The 18,695-nt window shown below is 30.9% G+C and carries 12 protein-coding genes; 8 read left to right on the top strand and 4 right to left on the bottom strand.

All coding sequences use genetic code 11. The features are described from left to right. The first annotated feature begins 121 nt into the window (after nt 1–121). Nucleotides 122–973 carry an N-acetylglucosamine kinase gene (locus WG945_RS06645; RefSeq protein WP_068448617.1) on the top strand — a complete coding sequence of 284 codons (852 nt, stop codon included), beginning with the start codon at nt 122–124 and terminating at the stop codon, nt 971–973. On the opposite strand, the gene WG945_RS06640 is transcribed toward WG945_RS06645, so the two are convergent. Next, nucleotides 966–2,222 (bottom strand): UDP-N-acetylmuramoyl-tripeptide--D-alanyl-D-alanine ligase, encoded by a 1,257-nt coding sequence (locus tag WG945_RS06640; protein WP_068448616.1) that lies wholly within the window; start codon nt 2,220–2,222, stop codon nt 966–968. The two genes, WG945_RS06645 and WG945_RS06640, sit on opposite strands and share 8 nt — an antisense overlap. Before the next feature lie 68 nt (nt 2,223–2,290). After that, nucleotides 2,291–3,964 carry a gliding motility lipoprotein GldJ gene (gldJ, locus tag WG945_RS06635; RefSeq protein WP_068448615.1) on the bottom strand — a complete coding sequence of 558 codons (1,674 nt, stop codon included), beginning with the start codon at nt 3,962–3,964 and terminating at the stop codon, nt 2,291–2,293. A gap of 202 nt (nt 3,965–4,166) precedes the next feature. Here gldJ and porU point away from each other — a divergent pair, with 202 nt between their 5' ends. The 7 genes from porU (at nt 4,167) to WG945_RS06600 (ending at nt 14,676) form a co-directional block, all read left to right on the top strand. Continuing rightward, nucleotides 4,167–7,607 (top strand): type IX secretion system sortase PorU, encoded by a 3,441-nt coding sequence (porU, locus tag WG945_RS06630; protein ID WP_068448614.1) that lies wholly within the window; start codon nt 4,167–4,169, stop codon nt 7,605–7,607. 43 nt (nt 7,608–7,650) lie between these two features. Then, nucleotides 7,651–8,805, top strand: a complete 1,155-nt coding sequence (porV, locus tag WG945_RS06625) for a type IX secretion system outer membrane channel protein PorV (protein ID WP_068448613.1) — start codon at nt 7,651–7,653, stop codon at nt 8,803–8,805. An 80-nt stretch (nt 8,806–8,885) separates the two neighbouring features. Further along, a complete protein-coding gene (locus WG945_RS06620; protein ID WP_068448612.1) occupies nt 8,886–9,368 on the top strand; it encodes a cytidine deaminase in 483 nt (160 codons plus the stop codon). 167 nt (nt 9,369–9,535) lie between these two features. Next, entirely contained in the window at nt 9,536–9,916 is a 381-nt protein-coding gene (locus tag WG945_RS06615; protein ID WP_068448611.1) for a group III truncated hemoglobin, read from the top strand. Nucleotides 9,917–10,065: 149 nt separating this feature from the next. Continuing rightward, nucleotides 10,066–11,130 (top strand): 3-oxoacyl-ACP synthase III family protein, encoded by a 1,065-nt coding sequence (locus WG945_RS06610; RefSeq protein ID WP_068448610.1) that lies wholly within the window; start codon nt 10,066–10,068, stop codon nt 11,128–11,130. Nucleotides 11,131–11,527: 397 nt separating this feature from the next. Next, nucleotides 11,528–13,063 carry a glutamine-hydrolyzing GMP synthase gene (gene guaA / locus WG945_RS06605; protein WP_068448609.1) on the top strand — a complete coding sequence of 512 codons (1,536 nt, stop codon included), beginning with the start codon at nt 11,528–11,530 and terminating at the stop codon, nt 13,061–13,063. Between the two features lie 137 nt (nt 13,064–13,200). Then, nucleotides 13,201–14,676, top strand: coding sequence for a PBP1 and LysM peptidoglycan-binding domain-containing protein (locus WG945_RS06600; RefSeq protein WP_231874578.1), 1,476 nt, complete (start codon nt 13,201–13,203; stop codon nt 14,674–14,676). 243 nt (nt 14,677–14,919) lie between these two features. Here the strand turns inward: WG945_RS06600 and WG945_RS06595 are convergent, their stop codons facing one another. Both WG945_RS06595 and ccsA read right to left on the bottom strand, forming a co-directional pair. Beyond that, complete coding sequence (locus WG945_RS06595) at nt 14,920–15,435, bottom strand: hypothetical protein (protein ID WP_068448607.1); 516 nt, start codon at nt 15,433–15,435, stop codon at nt 14,920–14,922. A 59-nt stretch (nt 15,436–15,494) separates the two neighbouring features. Beyond that, on the bottom strand, nt 15,495–18,641 hold the full coding sequence (ccsA, locus tag WG945_RS06590; RefSeq protein ID WP_068448606.1) for a cytochrome c biogenesis protein CcsA: 3,147 nt from the start codon (nt 18,639–18,641) through the stop codon (nt 15,495–15,497). Between the last annotated feature and the right edge of the window lie 54 nt (nt 18,642–18,695).

The raw sequence follows: 18,695 nt of genomic DNA, 5'->3' as shown, positions 1-18,695 counted from the left end.
ATATGCTTTATAAACCTTATTCCATTTCAATAAAAAATAATTAATACGAAAACGATTGAATATTGATTTCCTATTGTGTATGAATTTTACTTGTAATATCTTTGGGTAAAACAAAATAATTATGATTTTAATTGCAGATGGTGGTTCTACAAAAGCAGACTGGATTGCTATAAATAAAAATAAAGAAGAGGCTTTTAGAACAAGGACACTTGGTTTAAATCCTGCTATAGTTCCAGCAGAAGAACTTTATAACAGAATCATTAACATGTTTCAATTAATCAATGTTAAAGATGATGTAGAAGAGATTCATTTTTATGGAGCGGGTTGTGGTACTCCTAAGCCTATTCAGATTTTAAAAACTATTTTAGAGTCTATCTTTGTAAATGCAAAAATTGTTATTTCAGAAGATATGTTAGCCGCTGTTTATGCAGCTACTGGTAAAGAACCAGCATTAGTATGTATCTTAGGTACAGGTTCTAATAGCTGTTATTATGATGGTGAAAACATGGAAATGTTAGTACCTTCTCTTGGGTATATTTTAATGGATGAAGCCAGTGGTAATTACTTTGGTAAAAAATTGATTATCGATTATTTCTATAAGAATATGCCAGCAGAAATTGCTGAGAAATTTAAAGAAGAATTTGATCTGGATCCAGATTATATAAAGAAAAACTTATATAGAGAACCAAACCCTAATATGTATTTAGCTTCTTTTGCTAAATTTATGTTCGACTTTAAAGAAGAAAAATATATAAAAAAAATAATTACCGAAGGTTTTCAAGAGTTTTTTAAATATAGAATTTTACCATACAACAAAACGATAGACACACCAATTTACTTTATTGGTTCTATAGCACATTACTTTAGAGATATTTTAGAAGAAATGGCAGCAAAAAATAATTTGGTAATTACAGATGTCATACAAAGACCTATTGATAACTTATTAGAATATCATATAAATAATATCAACTAATACAATCTAATAGTCTTTCTAAACGCATTCCTCTTGAACCTTTAATCAGTATTGATTGATGTCTAAGAGGATTGTTTTTTAAGTGGCTTAACAACTCTTCAAACGTCTTAAATAAAAGATGTTTTGTTTTAGTCTGATAGAAATTTTCGCCAACAAAAAAACAATTGTTAAAATGTAGACCTTCTACTACATCTACGATGTTTTGATGTTCTTCTAAGCTAGTATTCCCTAATTCGAACATATCACCTAAAATAACGGTTTTGTTTGCTTCTTTAATTTCATCAAAATTTTCTAAGGCAGCTTTCATGCTCGAAGGATTTGCATTATAAGCATCTAAAATAATTTTATTATCTGTTTTCTTGATGATTTGAGAACGATTGTTTTCTGGGGTATAGTCTTCTATTCCATTTTTTATAGCTGTATCAGAAACCTTAAAATGTAGCCCAATCGTACAAGCAATGGCTATGTTTGTATAATTATATTTCCCGATAAGATTACTCTGTATGATGTTAGAATGATAAGATAACTTTACAAACGGATTTACCGCTATAAATTGCAAGTCTTTCTTAAAAGGAATAGTTTGTATGTTGTTTGTCTTTTCAACTTGTAAGACATCTTGTGGGTTTATAAAGGCAACTTTATGATGCTCTTTTAAGTACGTATATAATTCGCTTTTACCTTCTATAACACCTTCAATTCCCCCAAAACCTTCTAAATGTGCTTTTCCAAAATTGGTAATGTATCCAAAATCGGGTTCACAAATAGTACATAGAAAGGCAATCTCTTTTTTATGATTTGCGCCCATTTCTACAATTCCTATTTCAGTTTTAGGAGTCATAGAGAGTAGTGTAAGTGGTACTCCAATATGATTGTTTAAATTGCCTTTTGTTGCTGTGGTTTTATAAGTTGTAGATAAAACAGCATTTATCAATTCTTTGGTAGTTGTTTTTCCATTACTACCTGTTAAACCAATTATAGGAATGTTTAATACGCGTCTGTGGTGTTTTGATAACTTTTGAAGTGTTTCTAAAACATCATCAACTAAAATAATATTAGTGTGGTTGTTGTATTTTTCTTCATCAACAATTGCATAAGATGCTCCTTGGTTTAGAGCTTCTATGGCAAATGCATTCCCATTAAAGTTATCTCCTTTTAAAGCAAAGAATATGGTGTTTTTTCTAATAGTTCGAGTGTCAGTATCTACAAGAAAATGTTTTGTATATAATTGGTAAATGTCTTCGATTTTCATCTTTTAAAAATAAAAAAAACCTCACTGTAATACATACAGTGAGGTTGTGTTTTTTAATAAATTGTGTATTATCTCGCTGAATTTCTTGCTTTCTTATTTTTAGAAGATGACATAGGACCAACTTTATCCGTAACACATCTAAATCCAATAAAATTTGTAGCCATATATTCAGGTAAATATCTTCTTTGAGCTGGATCTAACCAATATTCTCTATCAGACCATGCACCACCTTTGTATACTCTTGTTCTATTACTAATTAAAGTAGTTCTTTTTTGATCATCATTTACCAAAATCTCTCTACCCGTTTCTGGATCAATTTCCTTTGTTGGGTTTCTAGGAGAGTTGTACATACTTGGTTTAGAACCAAACTGATCTTGTTCATCTTCATAGAATCTAGAAGAATTTAAGTCTCCATCACCAATATCTGTATTGTCAGAAACAGAAAAGTTTCTTCTTAAAGTAGCATCATCTTTTGTAATAGGAATGTATTTAATAGATCCAGGTAACTCTTTTGGAGTTATTATACCATTTGGTAATGTGTCATATTCTACTTCTGCAGAACTATTGCTATTGACAATAACAACCTTACCATCTTTATCAATCATTTTTTTAGTAAAAATATTACCTCTAAAATAATTAAAGTCATTTGCTTCATTGTCAATAATAGGTCTGTAAACGTCAGATACCCATTCGGCAACATTTCCAGACATATCATAAAGTCCGAATGCATTTGGTGGATATGATTTTACTTTAATAGGAATGTCAGAACCATCAGAACTCCAACCAGACAAACCACTATAGTTCCCTTTTCCTTGTTTAAAGTTAGCCATTTGGTCTCCTTTATATCTCTTACTAGTTTCTCTAGAATATTTACTATCCCAAGCATATTTTTTTCTACCTCTAATATTGTTGTATTCTCTATTTTCAATATTAGCTTTTGCTGCAAATTCCCACTCTGCTTCTGTAGGCAATCTGTATTTCTGGCTTAAAACACCGTCTGCTTGTGTAATTTTTCTTCCTTGAAAAGAATCTCTTCCACCTTTTGCAGACCCGCCTGTTCTAATTCCTCTTTTGTAAACAGTAGTATCTCCATCAAAAAGATTATCAGAATCAGCTAAGAACACATCTGTGTCAAAGAAATTTCTAATACTATCGTTTTCAAAAATATTTTTAATGTATCCTTTATCTATTAACTTTTTTAAGTTAACAGCATTGGTACGCCATTTACAGTATTGGTTGGCTTGTAACCAACTAACCCCAACTACAGGATAATCTGAATAAGCTGGGTGTCTTAAGTAGTTTTCAGATAAAATATCTGTATTACCTAAACTCTTTCTCCAAACTAAAGTATCTGGTAAAACGGAGTTGTAAATGTGTTTGTATTTTTCTTCTGAAGGAGGAAAAACATCTTTTGTATTCTGTACATATAAGAAGTACTCAGAATTGGTAACTTCTGTTTCATCCATGTAAAATGAACGAATATGCATTTTTTTAGGAGTCGTGTTCCAATCAAACATAACGTCATCTTGTACTTGTCCCATTGTAAACGAACCACCTTCAATTGCAACCATTCCTAAAGGAATTTCTTGTCCGGCAGTTTCATTTCCTCTTATATAGTTACCATACTTAGCATTGTTAAAAGGCAATCCGGTAAGTGTCGATTTTCCTGAAGTTGATCTACTGCAACTAGCCAAGCTTAAGGCTGATAGTACAACTAAAGATATTTTTAATACGTTTCTCATTTCCTAATTAAAAATTAGTTTAAGGTTTTTATTATAGCGATGCAATTTACAATAATTCTACATTCATACAAGTAAAAGAGAAAATTTAACGCTGCATTTTTCTTCCTACATTTAATTAAACGATTGCTTTTTAAATTTAGTATAGTTTATCTTTGTCAGACTTAAAATATCTGTAAAATATTAGCGTTATTTGAATACTATTATGAGAAAACATTACGTAACCCTTTTTTTTATTTTTTTAATTCAAGTAATTTCCGCTCAAACCACCAATTCTGTACTTTCTACAGGAGATTGGTTTAAGTTTTCTGTTGATACTACTGGTGTCTTTAAAATTGATAGAAGTTTATTACAACAAATAGGAATCTCTACAAATGGTTTAAACCCTAAGAAAATAAGCATTTATGGCAACGGAGGTTGTCTTTTACCTGTTTTAAATTCTGATGCTAGGTATGATGATTTGCAAGAAAATGCCATATATATAGAAGGTGAAGATGATGGTTCTTTTGACTCGAATGATTATATCCTTTTTTATGCCAAAGGTCCGCATGATTGGATTGTAAATTCAACAAGTGGAACTGCAACACATAGGCAAAATATTTATTCGGATGAAGCATATTACTTTATTACTGTATCTGATGAAGACGGAAAAAGAATACAAGAAGAAGTACCCATAACAACTGCTGCTAGTAAGAAAATAGTGACTTTTGATGATTATATCTTTTATGAAAAGGATGAAAAAAACCTAATTGCTGCAGGTACACAATGGTTTTTTAATACAGATTTTAACATAGAAAATACTCAAGATTTTAAAATTCCATTTCCCAACGCTGTTGCTGGATCAACAATTTCGGTTACCGTTAGAGGTGTTTCTACATCTCTTTCTACTTCTGCAATGAATGTAAAAGTAAACAGCCAAGACCTTTATAGTCTTAATTTTTCTCCTGCTAACACTACAGAAAAAGCAAGAACTTCTCTAAAGACGGGAAATGTTTTAAGCGCTTCAGATATAGTAGATGTTTCTATTACGTATAATAATAATGGAAATCCATCAGCAACTGCTTTTTTAGATTATATAGAAGTTGTTGGTCAGAAAGAACTGATTGCAGCCGAAAATCAATTTTCTTTTAGAAGTTTCGAGCAAGCAAATACTGTAGGTACTGTGGAGTATCAAATCCAAAATAATTCAAGTATTTTTCAGGTTTGGGAAGTATCAGATCATTTATCACCCAAAATAATACAAAATAAGAGTACTGCTGCTAGTTTTAGTTTTATTGCTAATGGAGGATCGTTGGTAGAATACCAAGTTTTGAATCAGAATGATTACTATACGCCTAAACCTTTACAAAATGGGCGCGTTGCTAATCAGAATTTACACAATTTAAAAGACCTTAACTATATTGTAATTACAAATACAACACTTTCTACTGAAGCGCAAAGATTGGCAGATTATCATCAAGAAAACTCTGGATTAACGACAAAAGTGGTCATTTTAGATGATATCTATAATGAGTTCTCTTCAGGTTCTAAAGACATCACCGGAATAAGAGATTTTCTAAAACATATGTATACAAACAATTCATCCGAAGAGACAAAACTAAAATATGTGTGCTTTTTTGGGGATGCTTCTTATGATTATAAAGATAGAATTACCAGTAACAATAATATTGTACCTATAAAACTGTCTGATTTAAGTTTTAACCTAGCGACTTCTTGGGTTACCGATGACTTTTATGTAATGTTAGAGGATCATGAAGGGACTATGAACCCAACAATATATAGTATTGAAACTCCTACAAGACAGAATCATACTATAGATGTAGTTTCTAGTAGAGTTCCAGTTTATACTTTAGCACAAGCTAAAGATGTAGTAGATAAAATTTTATCTTATTACGGTGAAACTTCGCTTGGAGACTGGAGAAATACCATTACAATGTTAGCGGATGATATTGATAAAGCTTCTAGTGACGCATCTTTGCAACCTGGTTTAGATAGAATTGCAGAATCTATAAAAACCAATAAACCTAGTTTTAATATCAATAAAATTTATGCAGATGCTTTTGTGCAAGAAAATTCTTCAGGAGGAGAACGGTACCCAGAAGTAAATGAGGCTATTACCAATGCCATAGAAAAAGGAACACTAATATTCGATTATTTTGGTCATGGAGGAGAGGATGGTTTTGCTGAAGAAAAGATTTTAGACAAAGCCCAAATACAAGGTTTTAACAACCCCAATACATTACCTCTTTTAATAACAATTACCTGTGATTTTTCTAGATTCGATAATCCTAATAGAATTACTGCCGGTGAGCTTACTTTGTGGAATGCCAATGGTGGAGCTGCAAGTATGATTACCACAACAAGAGAGGTTTATATTAGTACAGGGCAAACTTTTAATGAAGATCTGCTTAAGGTTTTATTAGAGTATGATGAAGCGGGGATTCCGAAAAACTTATCGATTGCAGAAGCACTGTTAGAAGCTAAAAATAGATCTTCGAGCTCTCAGAAATTCTTTATTTTTTCTTTTGGAGATCCAGCAATGAAACTTGCCATCCCTAAACTAAGTGTTCGAATTACTAAAATGAATGGAATTGATTTTATTCCGACAAAAATAGATACTTTAAAGGCATTGTCTAAAGTAAGTTTTGAAGGTGTTGTGGTAGATGAATTAGATGCTGTTTTAACTGATTTTAATGGTTCTTTATCTACGGTTGTGTTCGATAAAGTAATAGAGAAAACTACCTTGGCAAATGATGGGAACGGAAGTAAAGTGCCTTTTGATACACAAGATAGTAAGTTATTTAGCGGTAAATCTACTGTAACCAATGGTGTTTTTAAATTCGATTTTATTGTACCTAAGGATGTGAAAATAGCTTATGGTAATGGAAAATTAAGTTTTTATGCGGAAAATGGAATTTTAGATAAAGCGGGTTCTAATTTTGATGTAATTGTTGGTGGTATCAATGAAAATGCCCCAGATGATACGGTTGGTCCAGAAATAAAACTCTATATGAATGATGAGTCTTTTATAGATGGAGGCAACACAAATGCATCACCCAATTTAATTGCTGTTTTATCTGATTTAAGCGGAATTAATACTTCTATTACCGCTGTAGATCATGATATTGTGGGGGTTTTAGATGGTGATACGACCAATCCTATTATATTAAATGACTTCTATGAAACTGAATTAAACGATTTTACGCAAGGAAAAGTTACCTATAAATTAAGAGATTTAGAAGTAGGGCCACATACTTTAAAAATAAAAGCATGGGACACGTATAATAATTCATCTGAACTAACGTTAAACTTTGTGGTTGTTAGTGATGCGATACTAAATTTAGAAAATGTTTTAAATTACCCAAACCCTTTTGTAAATTATACCGAGTTTTGGTTTAATCACAATAAACCAAACGAAAGTTTAGAGGTACAAGTACAGATTTTTACGGTTTCTGGTAAATTAGTAAAAACCATTAACCAGAATATACCCAATGCAGAAACTTTAGTAAGAAGCGTTTCTTGGAACGGTTTAGATGATTTTGGAAATAAAATAGGAAAGGGAGTTTATGTTTATAAGTTAAAAGTAAAAGCAACTACAAGTAACCTTGTTTCAGAGAAATATGAAAAATTAGTAATACTTCAATAAAAATTAGATATTTGTCAAATAAAAATAAGAATAAAGAAAACAAATGAATAAATTAGGAATCTATTTTATATTATGTGCGTTTGTAACTATTAAAACAAGTGCGCAAACAGAAATAAACACAGACAATATTGGTGGTATTACTACTGCAGTACCCTTCTTGTTAATAACACCAGATGCTAGAGCAGGTGGTATGGGAGATGTAGGTGTAGCAACATCTGCAGATGCTTTTTCTCTTTTTCATAATGCGGCAAAAATGACCTTTAGTAATAGGCAGGTAAAAGCAGGTATTACATATTCTCCATGGTTACGTAATTTAACTGATGATATTTTTACCGGAAGTGCTTCTTATATGAATCGTTTTAGTGAAAATGCAGCTTGGGGTGCAGATTTAAAATATTTTTCTTTAGGTCAGATAGACTTAACAAATTCAGATGGTACAGATAATGGTTCTATTAACCCGAATGAATTAGCGTTTACAGGTGCCTATTCTTTAAAGTTAAGTGAAACATTTTCTATGGGGGTTGGGTTAAAGTATGTGAGATCTAACTTAACATTTAATGGAACAAATAGTACTTTAAGACCTATAAATTCTTTTGCAGTTGATATCTCTGGATATTACCAATCTTTCGAAGAAAATTATGGAGATTTTAATGGACGTTACAGATTAGGTTTTAATATTGCTAATATTGGTCCGAAGGTTTCTTACAGTCCAGGAAGTGAAGATTTTATTCCTACCAACCTAAAATTAGGTGGTGGATTCGATTTTATATTAGATGATTATAACACCATTTCTACCAACATAGAATTCACAAAATTATTAGTACCAACTCCACCAATTAGAGATACTAATGGAGATATTGTAGAAGGAGAAGATGATAATGTTGGTTGGGTTAGTGGAATTTTTCAATCTTTTGGAGATGCTCCTGGAGGATTTAGTGAAGAATTACAAGAGTTTACCTATGCATTTGGTGCAGAATATTTGTACAATAATGCTTTTGCTTTAAGAGGTGGTTATTTTCATGAAAGCCAAGACAAAGGAAATAGACAATATTTTACATTAGGTGGTGGGTTTAAAACCAATGCTTTAAATGTAGATTTATCATATTTAATTAATTCTTCTGATGTAAATAATCCGTTAGAAAACTCTTTACGTTTTTCTTTATCATTTGATTTAGGGGAAGTTTTTGACGATTATTAAAAGTCGATTATTTTTAGTAATTTTATAACAATATTTAAAAGCAGTCAAATAAGGCTGCTTTTTTTGACCAATAGATTTTTATGAGAAAAATTGAAGTTTCAACATCGGCAACTGTTTATAATGATATTTCAGAACTTTCTGTAGAAGACAAGATGTTAATGCAGAAAGCAATTGAATCTAGAAATAAAGCCTATGCTCCATATTCTAAGTTTCATGTAGGTGCTGCTTTATTGTTAGATAATGGCGAAATTGTTTTAGGAAACAATCAAGAAAGCGCCGCTTACCCTTCTGGTATGTGTGCAGAAAGAGTTGCTATTTGGAAAGCAGGTTCTGCCTACCCAGATATGAAAATTGTAAAATTAGCAATTACGGCAAGTTCTACAATAACCAAAGTTAACAAACCAATAGGACCTTGTGGAGCTTGTAGACAAACATTATCTGAATACGAAATCAATCAAAAAACACCATTTCAAGTTCTATTTATGGGAGAAGTAGGTGAAGTTGTCGTTACAGAATCACTACTTTCATTATTACCTTTTTCTTTTGATAGCACCTATTTATAATTGTTTTTAACATAGGTTCGTTTTAATAGACTTAGCGTTTATTTTCAAAGTAGTTAAAGGTTAATTCTTTTAATAATTGTTACCTTAGTTCTCAATGCAAATAAATTGTAATTTTAGATACATTTATAGTATTGAAAGCACCTTTTAGTCGCTCTAAAAAATAAAAAATGAATCCAGATATTTCTTCAAGAGATGATATAAAATTTATCATTACAAAATTTTACGATTTACTATTGGCAGATAAAAAGATGATTCCTTTTTTCGAAGAAATTGTTGCGAAAAACCATTTAGAAGAACATTTAGAGGTGATTTCAGACTTTTGGAATGATATTCTTTTTGATACAAATTCGTATTCTAATAATGTTATGAAAAAACATCTAGATAAAAATGTTTTTGTTGCTTTTAATAAAGAGCATTTTAGTATTTGGATGTCGTATTTTTTTGAAACTATTGATGCTAATTTTGATGGGGAAAGGGCACAGAATATGAAGAATAGAGCAAGGTCTATTGCTACTGTAATGGAGTTAAAACTAGGCGTCTATCAATAGAATACGTATAATTTCTCTCTTTGTATAATTTTTCTATAAAAGTAGGTTTGAATATCGTTTTTTGTAAGATATTTTAATTTTATTTATTGTGAAATTTGTAATTTAGAGGGCTAATATTTTTTTAAGCAAAATAATATTTAATATCAATTATGATTTCATCAAAAATAACAGGAACAGGTACTTTTATTCCTTCTATAACTAAAGAAAATAAAGATTTCTTAAATGAAAAATTCTTAAACGAGGATGGTTCAACTTTTGACTCTGATAATGATGTAATTATAGAGAAATTTAAAGCAATTACTGGTATTGAAGAAAGGCGTTACGCTAAACCAGAATACGCCTCTTCTGATTTGGCTTACTTTGCTGCTCAAAAAGCTATTGAGGATGCTAATATCAATCAAGAAGATTTAGATTATATAATTATCGCTCATAATTTTGGAGATGTAAAAGTAGATGGAGTACAAAGCGATATGTTGCCAAGTTTGGCTACAAGAGTGAAACATAAGTTGGGTATTGAAAATCCTAATTGTGTTGCGTATGATATTCTTTTTGGTTGCCCAGGTTGGATAGAAGCAACCATACAAGCCCATGCATTTATTAAAGCTGGTATGGCTAAAAAATGTTTGGTTATTGGTTCTGAAACCTTGTCTAGAGTTGTAGATAAATATGATAGAGATTCTATGATTTTTAGTGATGGAGCTGGAGCTTGTATTTTAGAGGCTACAGAAGAAACGAATGTTGGTATTTTAAGTCATGCAACACAAACTTTTGCAAAAGACGAAGCCTTTTATCTACATTACGGAAGTTCTTTTAATAAAGAAGCAAACCAAGATGTGCAGTATATTAAAATGTTAGGTAGAAAAATTTATGAGTTTGCTTTGGTTCATGTACCTGCGGCGATGAAATTTGCTTTAGATAAAAGTGGTGTTGAAATAGATGAAGTGAAAAAAATATTTATTCACCAAGCTAATGAAAAAATGGATGAAGCCATTATGAAACGTTTCTTTAGATTGTTTAAAAAGAAAGTTCCAGAAGGAATAATGCCATTAAGTATCACCAAATTAGGTAATAGTTCTGTTGCTACCGTACCTACTTTATTAGATTTGGTTTTAAAAGGTAAATTAGAAAATCAAGAAGTGAATAAAGGTGATGTTGTTATTTTTGCTTCTGTTGGTGCAGGAATGAATATAAATGCAATCGTTTATCGTTTTTAGGTCATTTATTTCACGAAATTTCCCAAAGAAAAACCAAACGACTTTTAAATAGTTGTAATTTTCTTTGGGAGAATAATGTTTCTTCTTTAATGTATTCATACCACAATTTTCTATGTGATTATGATTTTTTTTTTTATTAAATTCAATTAGTAAAATTGAATTGTATGTCCTCATTTAGTTAAAAAATCTTTGTGTTTTTTGTCTTTGACTTCTTTTTAGGTTTCTTTGTTTGATAATTTTGGATATTTTTTACATGTATACACATGGAATTAAAAATTATTACATCAAAAATTATTGAGATACACTGTTTTACAGTAATCTTTATTTCTTTGTACACTTTCCGAAAATTCTTTGCATCCTTTGCGTTTAATTTCAAATCAATATATTATTTTTGCGCATGCAACAACACAACGTACTTATTTTAGATTTCGGATCGCAATACACACAGTTAATTGCGAGAAGAGTAAGAGAATTAAACATTTATTGTGAAATTCATCCTTATAACCATCCACCAAAAAATCAATCAGAATTTAAAGCAGTTATCTTGTCAGGTAGCCCAAACTCTGTAAGGGGAGAAAATGTTTTACATCCAGATTTATCAGAAATTAGAGGAAAAAAACCTGTTTTAGCAGTTTGTTATGGAGCACAATATTTGGCTCATTTTACAGGCGGACAAGTAGCTCCTTCTAATACGAGAGAATATGGTAGAGCAAATTTATCCTATATAAAAAGTGGAGAAACTTTCTTTGATAATATTTCAGAAGGAAGTCAGGTTTGGATGAGTCATTCAGACACTATAAAAGAATTGCCAACCAACGGAGAGTTATTGGCAAGTACTAAAGACGTAGAAAATGCGGCTTATAAAATAAAAGGAGAAGAAACTTTTGCAATTCAATTTCATCCAGAAGTATACCACTCTAAAGATGGTAAACAATTATTAGAAAACTTTTTAGTTAAAATTGCAGGTGTTGCACAAACTTGGACACCAGATTCTTTTGTAGAAAGTACCGTAGCCGAAATTAGAGAAAAAGTTGGTAACGATAAAGTAGTTTTAGGACTTTCTGGAGGTGTAGATTCTTCTGTAGCAGCAGTTTTATTAAACAAAGCAATTGGTAAAAACCTATATTGTATTTTTGTAAATAACGGACTTTTACGTAAAAACGAGTTCGAAACTGTATTAAAAAGATACGAAGGCATGGGATTAAACGTTAAAGGTGTAGATGCATCGGCACGTTTTTTGAAAGCCTTAGAAGGTTTGACAGATCCAGAGAAAAAAAGAAAAGCAATTGGTAATGCTTTTATTGAAGTTTTTGATGATGAAGCACATCAAATTACAGATGTAACTTGGTTAGCTCAAGGTACTATTTATCCAGATGTTATTGAGTCTGTTTCTGTAAATGGAGGTCCATCTGCAACAATCAAAAGTCATCATAATGTGGGAGGATTACCAGATTATATGAAATTGAAAATAGTAGAACCTTTAAAAATGATTTTTAAAGACGAGGTAAGAAGAGTAGGTGCTTCTATGGGGATAGATCCAGAGTTATTAGGGCGTCATCCTTTTCCAGGACCTGGTTTAGGAATTCGTATTTTGGGTGATATTACAGCAGAAAAAGTAAGAATTTTACAAGAAGTAGATGCTATTTTTATCAACGGTTTAAAAGAAGACGGTTTGTATGACAAAGTTTGGCAAGCAGGTGCGATGTTACTTCCTGTAGATTCTGTTGGAGTTATGGGAGATGAAAGAACGTATGAAAAAGTAGTTGCTTTAAGAGCTGTAGAAAGTACAGATGGAATGACGGCAGATTGGGTAAATTTACCTTATGAATTTTTGCAAAAAACATCTAATAAAATAATAAATCAAGTAAAAGGTGTAAACAGAGTTGTATATGATATTAGCTCAAAACCACCTGCAACTATAGAATGGGAATAATGTATATGAAACATGTAAAGTTTTTTGTATTTCTGTGTATTTTAACGTTTACCGTTTCTTGCGGTCAACAGAATAAATACGTTCAGTATAAAGTGAAAGAGGGCGAAACAATGAAGGGGATCGCGCAGAGGTTAAATATGAATACCAAAGATTTACTTCGTTTAAACCCAAATGTGAGTAGAAATCCAGAAGCAAATTCTGTTATTGTAATTCCTAATAAAAAATTAAAAGCAACAACTTCTACCCAAGATAATGTGGTAGAGGATGTTGTAATTGAAGGAATGGATAAAGATGCCGCTTTAAAAGAAAAAAAGGACGAGCTTATAGAGGAACTTAAGAAAAACTTTGTTGTTTATGAAGTAAAAAAAGGAGATACTTTTTATAGTTTAACTCGTTTTTATAATGTGACTCAAGAAGAGTTGACAACACTTAATCCTGTTTTATCAGAAGGTTTAAAAGTGGGACAGATTATTAAAATAAAAGCCATTGAAGAAGGGGAAGTAGTTATCGAAAACAATATCTATGAAGATGTAATTGATACTAAAATTCATTTAAAAGCGGCGTTATTACTACCTTTTAGAGCTGATGAATATAGATCTTCTACATCAAAAGATATTTTTCAGAAGAGCAAATTGGCAGATATGGTTACAGACTTTTATTTAGGTGCACAAATTGCCGTAGACTCATTAAGGAGTCAAGGAATTAACATCGAATTAAATGTCTTTGATACAGGAAGTAATAGTACAAAGATTAAAACAATTTTGTCTGAAAACAACCTTAATAAGAATGATGTAGTAATTGGTCCTTTGTATTCGGAAGAGGCAGAATTGGTGGCGAATAGGTTAAATGTACCTGTTGTTTTTCCTTTTTATTCTACCAAGCAATCTAAATTTACTGCTTCAAAATTGATTAAAACATCACCAGAGAAAAAAGTTTTTAGAGATGAATTAACTACTTATATAAAAGATAATTTTACAAAAGGGAATTTGATTTTAGTGGGAGACGGAGAGTACGAGTCAAATATTTCTAATAATGTGATGAAACAGTCGTTTCAATCTCATGATTCTATTTCTGTTGTCCATATTTTAAAACCTACTAATGGGTATATTGCTAAAAATCGTTTTTTACAAATCTTAAAACCAAATCAACCAAATTGGGTTGTTTTAACGTCTAATAACACTATTTTAGTGGCAGATGCTATAAATAGTTTAATTAGCTTACCAGAGAATACAAACGTTCAATTATTTACATATAACAAAGGAGAAGCTTTTGATAAAATTGCAAATTTAAAGTTAGCAAAAGTTAATTTAACCTATGTTAGTGATGAGTATGTAAGTGAGGCTTCGGTTTCCACACAGCAATTTAACAATCAATATGCTGGTAAAAACAACGCGTTGCCTTCATTTGCTGCAACCAAAGGTTTTGATATTACTTACGATGTTTTAATTAGATTGGCTTCCGGAGACGACTTAAAAGATACTTTTAAAGACGGTGCTTCTTTTAGAATAGAAAGTAAATTCGATTATACGGGTAAGTCTGGAGGGATCTCAGAAAACAAAGGCTTATTTATTGTAAAGTATAATAAAGACCTAAGTTTAACGAGGTTAAAATAGAAAGAGATTTAGTTTTAGCAGGGAGTTGTTCTTCTTTTTTTGAAGCTATTTCCTACTTTCACTACTCGCTTTTTTTATCCAGAAAAAGGAATAAAAAAGAGCTCAAACAAACCGTTCAATCAGGGCTAGACAATTTTGTTAGCTTCCCTGTTAAAGGTTATCAGAAGTTCAAATAGAGTAAATATAGTTCATAAAAAAATCCGCTGAAAAGCGGATTTTTTTTATATCAGTAAAATAAAAGAATTAGATTTTTTTCATTTGATCTTTCATCATCTTCATTTGGTCTTTTAACATACCGTGTTTGTCTAATTTTTTAGCTTCACCCATTAAAATGGTTGCTTCACGTTTACGTCTTTTTGTCATTGCAATACCCGCTAATTGTAATTTAGCCATGGCTAAATCATGATCCATAGGTAAACCTAATTTTACAGCTTTACGTAGAAATTTTTCTGCTTGTGTAATATTCGTTTGACTTAATATAATACCATGTAAATAATTAAAATAACCTTGTTGCTTAACAATTAATGCAGCCTCTGGGTTTTTAATATATCCTAACCATTTTTTAGTTCCTTCAAAATTTTGCTTACGTAATTGTAAAAAAGCAAGTAAAATAAATTCGTTTTTAAAATAAAATAATACAAAAATTCCTGCCAAAAGTAAGATAGAAATTCCGTTCATTATATTTCCTAAGGTAAATTGATAAACTGCCCAAGCTGAAATTAAACCTGCTAAAATTAATTTTATATTTTTATGAAACATATTGTTTTTTATTGTTATTAAATCAGATGCAAAAGTACATTTTATTGCTAAATTATGTATTACTTTTTATAGTATTTCTTGTATTTAAAGGAAGCTAAAATAGTAAGTAAAACTAATGCTCCAATATAAATATAAGCTTCTCTAGGTGTTACAGCTTTGTCTCCGCTTGCATAAGAATGCAAACCAGACAAATAGAAGTTTACTCCAAAATAGGTCATCATTATGGCTAAATAAGAAAAAGCAGAAGCAAAACTAAACGCTAACCTACTACGTAAACCAGGTATTAAGCGCATGTGTAATACAAAACCATATACCATAATTGAAATTAAAGCCCAAGTTTCCTTAGGGTCCCAACCCCAGTAACGTCCCCAACTTTCATTGGCCCACATACCTCCTAAAAAGTTACCAATAGTTAACATAACCAAACCAACAGTAATTGCCATTTCGTTAATAATGGTTAACTCTTTAATATTGATGTCCATTCTTTTTCTATTCTTCTCGGTCGTAAATACGATAAGTATTAAAGTAACAATACCTAAAATCATGGCTAATGAGAAAGGTCCATAACTTGCAACAATAATAGATACATGCACCATTAACCACCATGAGTTTAAAACAGGTTGTAAGTTTGCAATAGCAGGATCTAACCAGTTTTGATGCGCAAAGAATAAAATAATAGCAGCTAAAAAAGTAGTTGCTCCAATGGTTAAAGTAGATTTTTTTCCTAAAAATAAACCAAATAACATGGTTGCCCAAGAAACGTAAATAATAGATTCGTAAGCGTTACTCCAAGGTGCGTTACCACTTATGTACCATCTTGATGCCAAACCAAACGTATGAAATAGAAAGCTTAAAACTGTTAAAACAATAAGTCCTTTAACAATAAAACTTAACGCTTTAGATTTATAATAAAATATTTTTAAAATTTCAATAAAGATTAATAACAATCCTAAAATCATATATAATACTGAAGTCTTCGTAAAGATTTCCCATTTATTATAAGTAATTTCTAAATCAATTCTTTCTTCTGACGGATACACTTCTGCACCAAATTTCTTCTGAAATTTCTTAATACCATCTAAAATTTGATCTGCTTTTGTATAGTCATTTGTTTTTTTAGCTTCCTGTAAAAGTTGAATGTAAACAGGCAATGATTGTCTAACAAAAACAGAGTCTGTAGCTTTAAAACCTGCCGTTGACGTTTCTGGTTGAGAAACCCATGTATTGTTGTCGTCATTAGGAATTGGGTAAATACGTAAGATTCCACCTCCAATAGCACTGTATAATAAACCTACACGTTTATCAATTTTAAGTAAATCGTTCTCAAATTTATTTTTTACATTTTTCTTCTGTGCCTCTTCAACATCTTTCTTTATTTTATAAGAACCAGTAGGTGTAATAAAATCTGATAAACGAGCATATTCTGTAGTTTCAGATAGACTTAAAACTTCTCTTATTTTTGAATTTCCTTTTTCTAAATAAATAACGGGTACTTCATACCAAAGTCTTGGGCTTTCTATAATAGATAATAAAACCTGGCTAGGTTTCATACCTTTAAAAGTCTCTTTTTTACTTACTTTTCTAACCAATTCAGAAGCAAAGGTATGAGCAGGTTTCATTCTTCCTCCAGCATCCTGAATGACTAATTTATTAAAACTCTCAGCATGATGAATGTCTACTAAATTAGCTTGTAATATAGAGTCTATTTGCTGGTTTGTAATTTTACTCTCTTCATGCGGAGCATGTTGTGCAAAACTAAAAGAAGAAAGAAGTAACGTTGCTACAATAGATAGAGTCAATTTTTTCTTTTTAATCTTTTTTAAACTTTCTTTTAAATGATCAAATCTTGTGTTCTTAGCAAAAAGAATACAGATTAAACCTGTATATAAGAAAGAATACCCTAAATAAGTGATAAACGTCCCTACAAAATCATGGTTTACAGAGAGGTGTGTTTCTTCTACTGGGCCAGATAAGTCGTAACTAGATTGAAAAAACTTATAGCCTTTGTGGTCTAAAATGTGGTTCATAAAAATTCTATAATCAAAAGATTCGTCTGCATCTATTACGGTTACTTCACTAGCATAAGAAGCAGCGCTTTCTGAACCAGGATATTTTTCTAATTGAAAGTCATTTAACTTTACTAAGAAAGGTGTTTCTAAAATTTTTGCACCATATAATAATCTAAAATTTAATCCTCCAACTGTAATTTCTTTAGAACCCTGAGAATTAAATTTACCTCCTGTTAATTCAACTCTTTCTGTTTGTCCATTACTCTTAATATCTACAACAATAACATCTAACTTTTGATCGTCTTTTGGACCGCTAGTAGTTTTCATGATACCTTTTTCTGCAGGTTTAGGAATTACAAACTGTAAGCCAGAAACATTGTGTAAGGTTAAATATTGAAAGTTTTGAACAGAGTCTTTTACAATATTTCCTCTTTTTTGATCTGCCATTCGAAACCAATCACCAGAATCTTTAGAAACCATTTTTAAGTTTCCATTTTCTTCTATAAAGTTTATAGATGGGTTATCGCTTTCTGCATTGAAACCAACCAATACTCCGTGAATGTTTTGAATTGTTCCTTTTTGAATCCAATGTTCATGACGCGTTCCTTCAGAAGATTCTACAAAGAATAAATGATCAGTTCCATTTTCATCTTCTACTAATTTTCTTTCTGCCCAAGGAATATATTCTACAAGTTCAAAACTAAAATCTTGTTCAGTGTCTTCAGTCTTAAAATGATCTGTGTAAGACCAAGAGTTTTTACCCCAAGCAGATAATAACATCGGTTTGTTAATTTCTGGCTTCTGTACTTTATTATTATCTACAATTGCATTTAAATATGTAGTTTCAGATAAAAATTTATTGGTAGATTCTCCTTCCTTAATTAGCATAATGCCTTCATAACCAATATAACGAGTTACTCCTGCACCAATCAAGATTAATAAAAAAGACAAATGAAACATTAAAACTGCCCATTTTTCTTTTTTATGTAATCGGTATCTAAAAATATTTCCAAAGAAATTAATGACAAAAAGAAGCATTATTAATTCAAACCACCAGGTATTGTAAACTAAAGCTTTTGAGGTTTGTGTGCCATAATCGTTTTCTATAAATGTGGCAATTCCCATTGCAACTGCAAAAAGGATAAATAAAAGTGCCATTAAACGAGTTGAATAGAGAATGCTAATAATTTTTTTCATCTGTATGAAATGCTTTTTTTAAAAGAGCTACAAATTTAAGCATAAAAGCACAAA

Origin of the sequence: Polaribacter atrinae, from assembly GCF_038023995.1 — a bacterium.
Lineage (GTDB): Bacteria > Bacteroidota > Bacteroidia > Flavobacteriales > Flavobacteriaceae > Polaribacter > Polaribacter atrinae.
The sequence above is the reverse complement of the archived record's forward strand: the minus strand, read 5'-3'. Positions and strand labels throughout refer to the sequence as shown.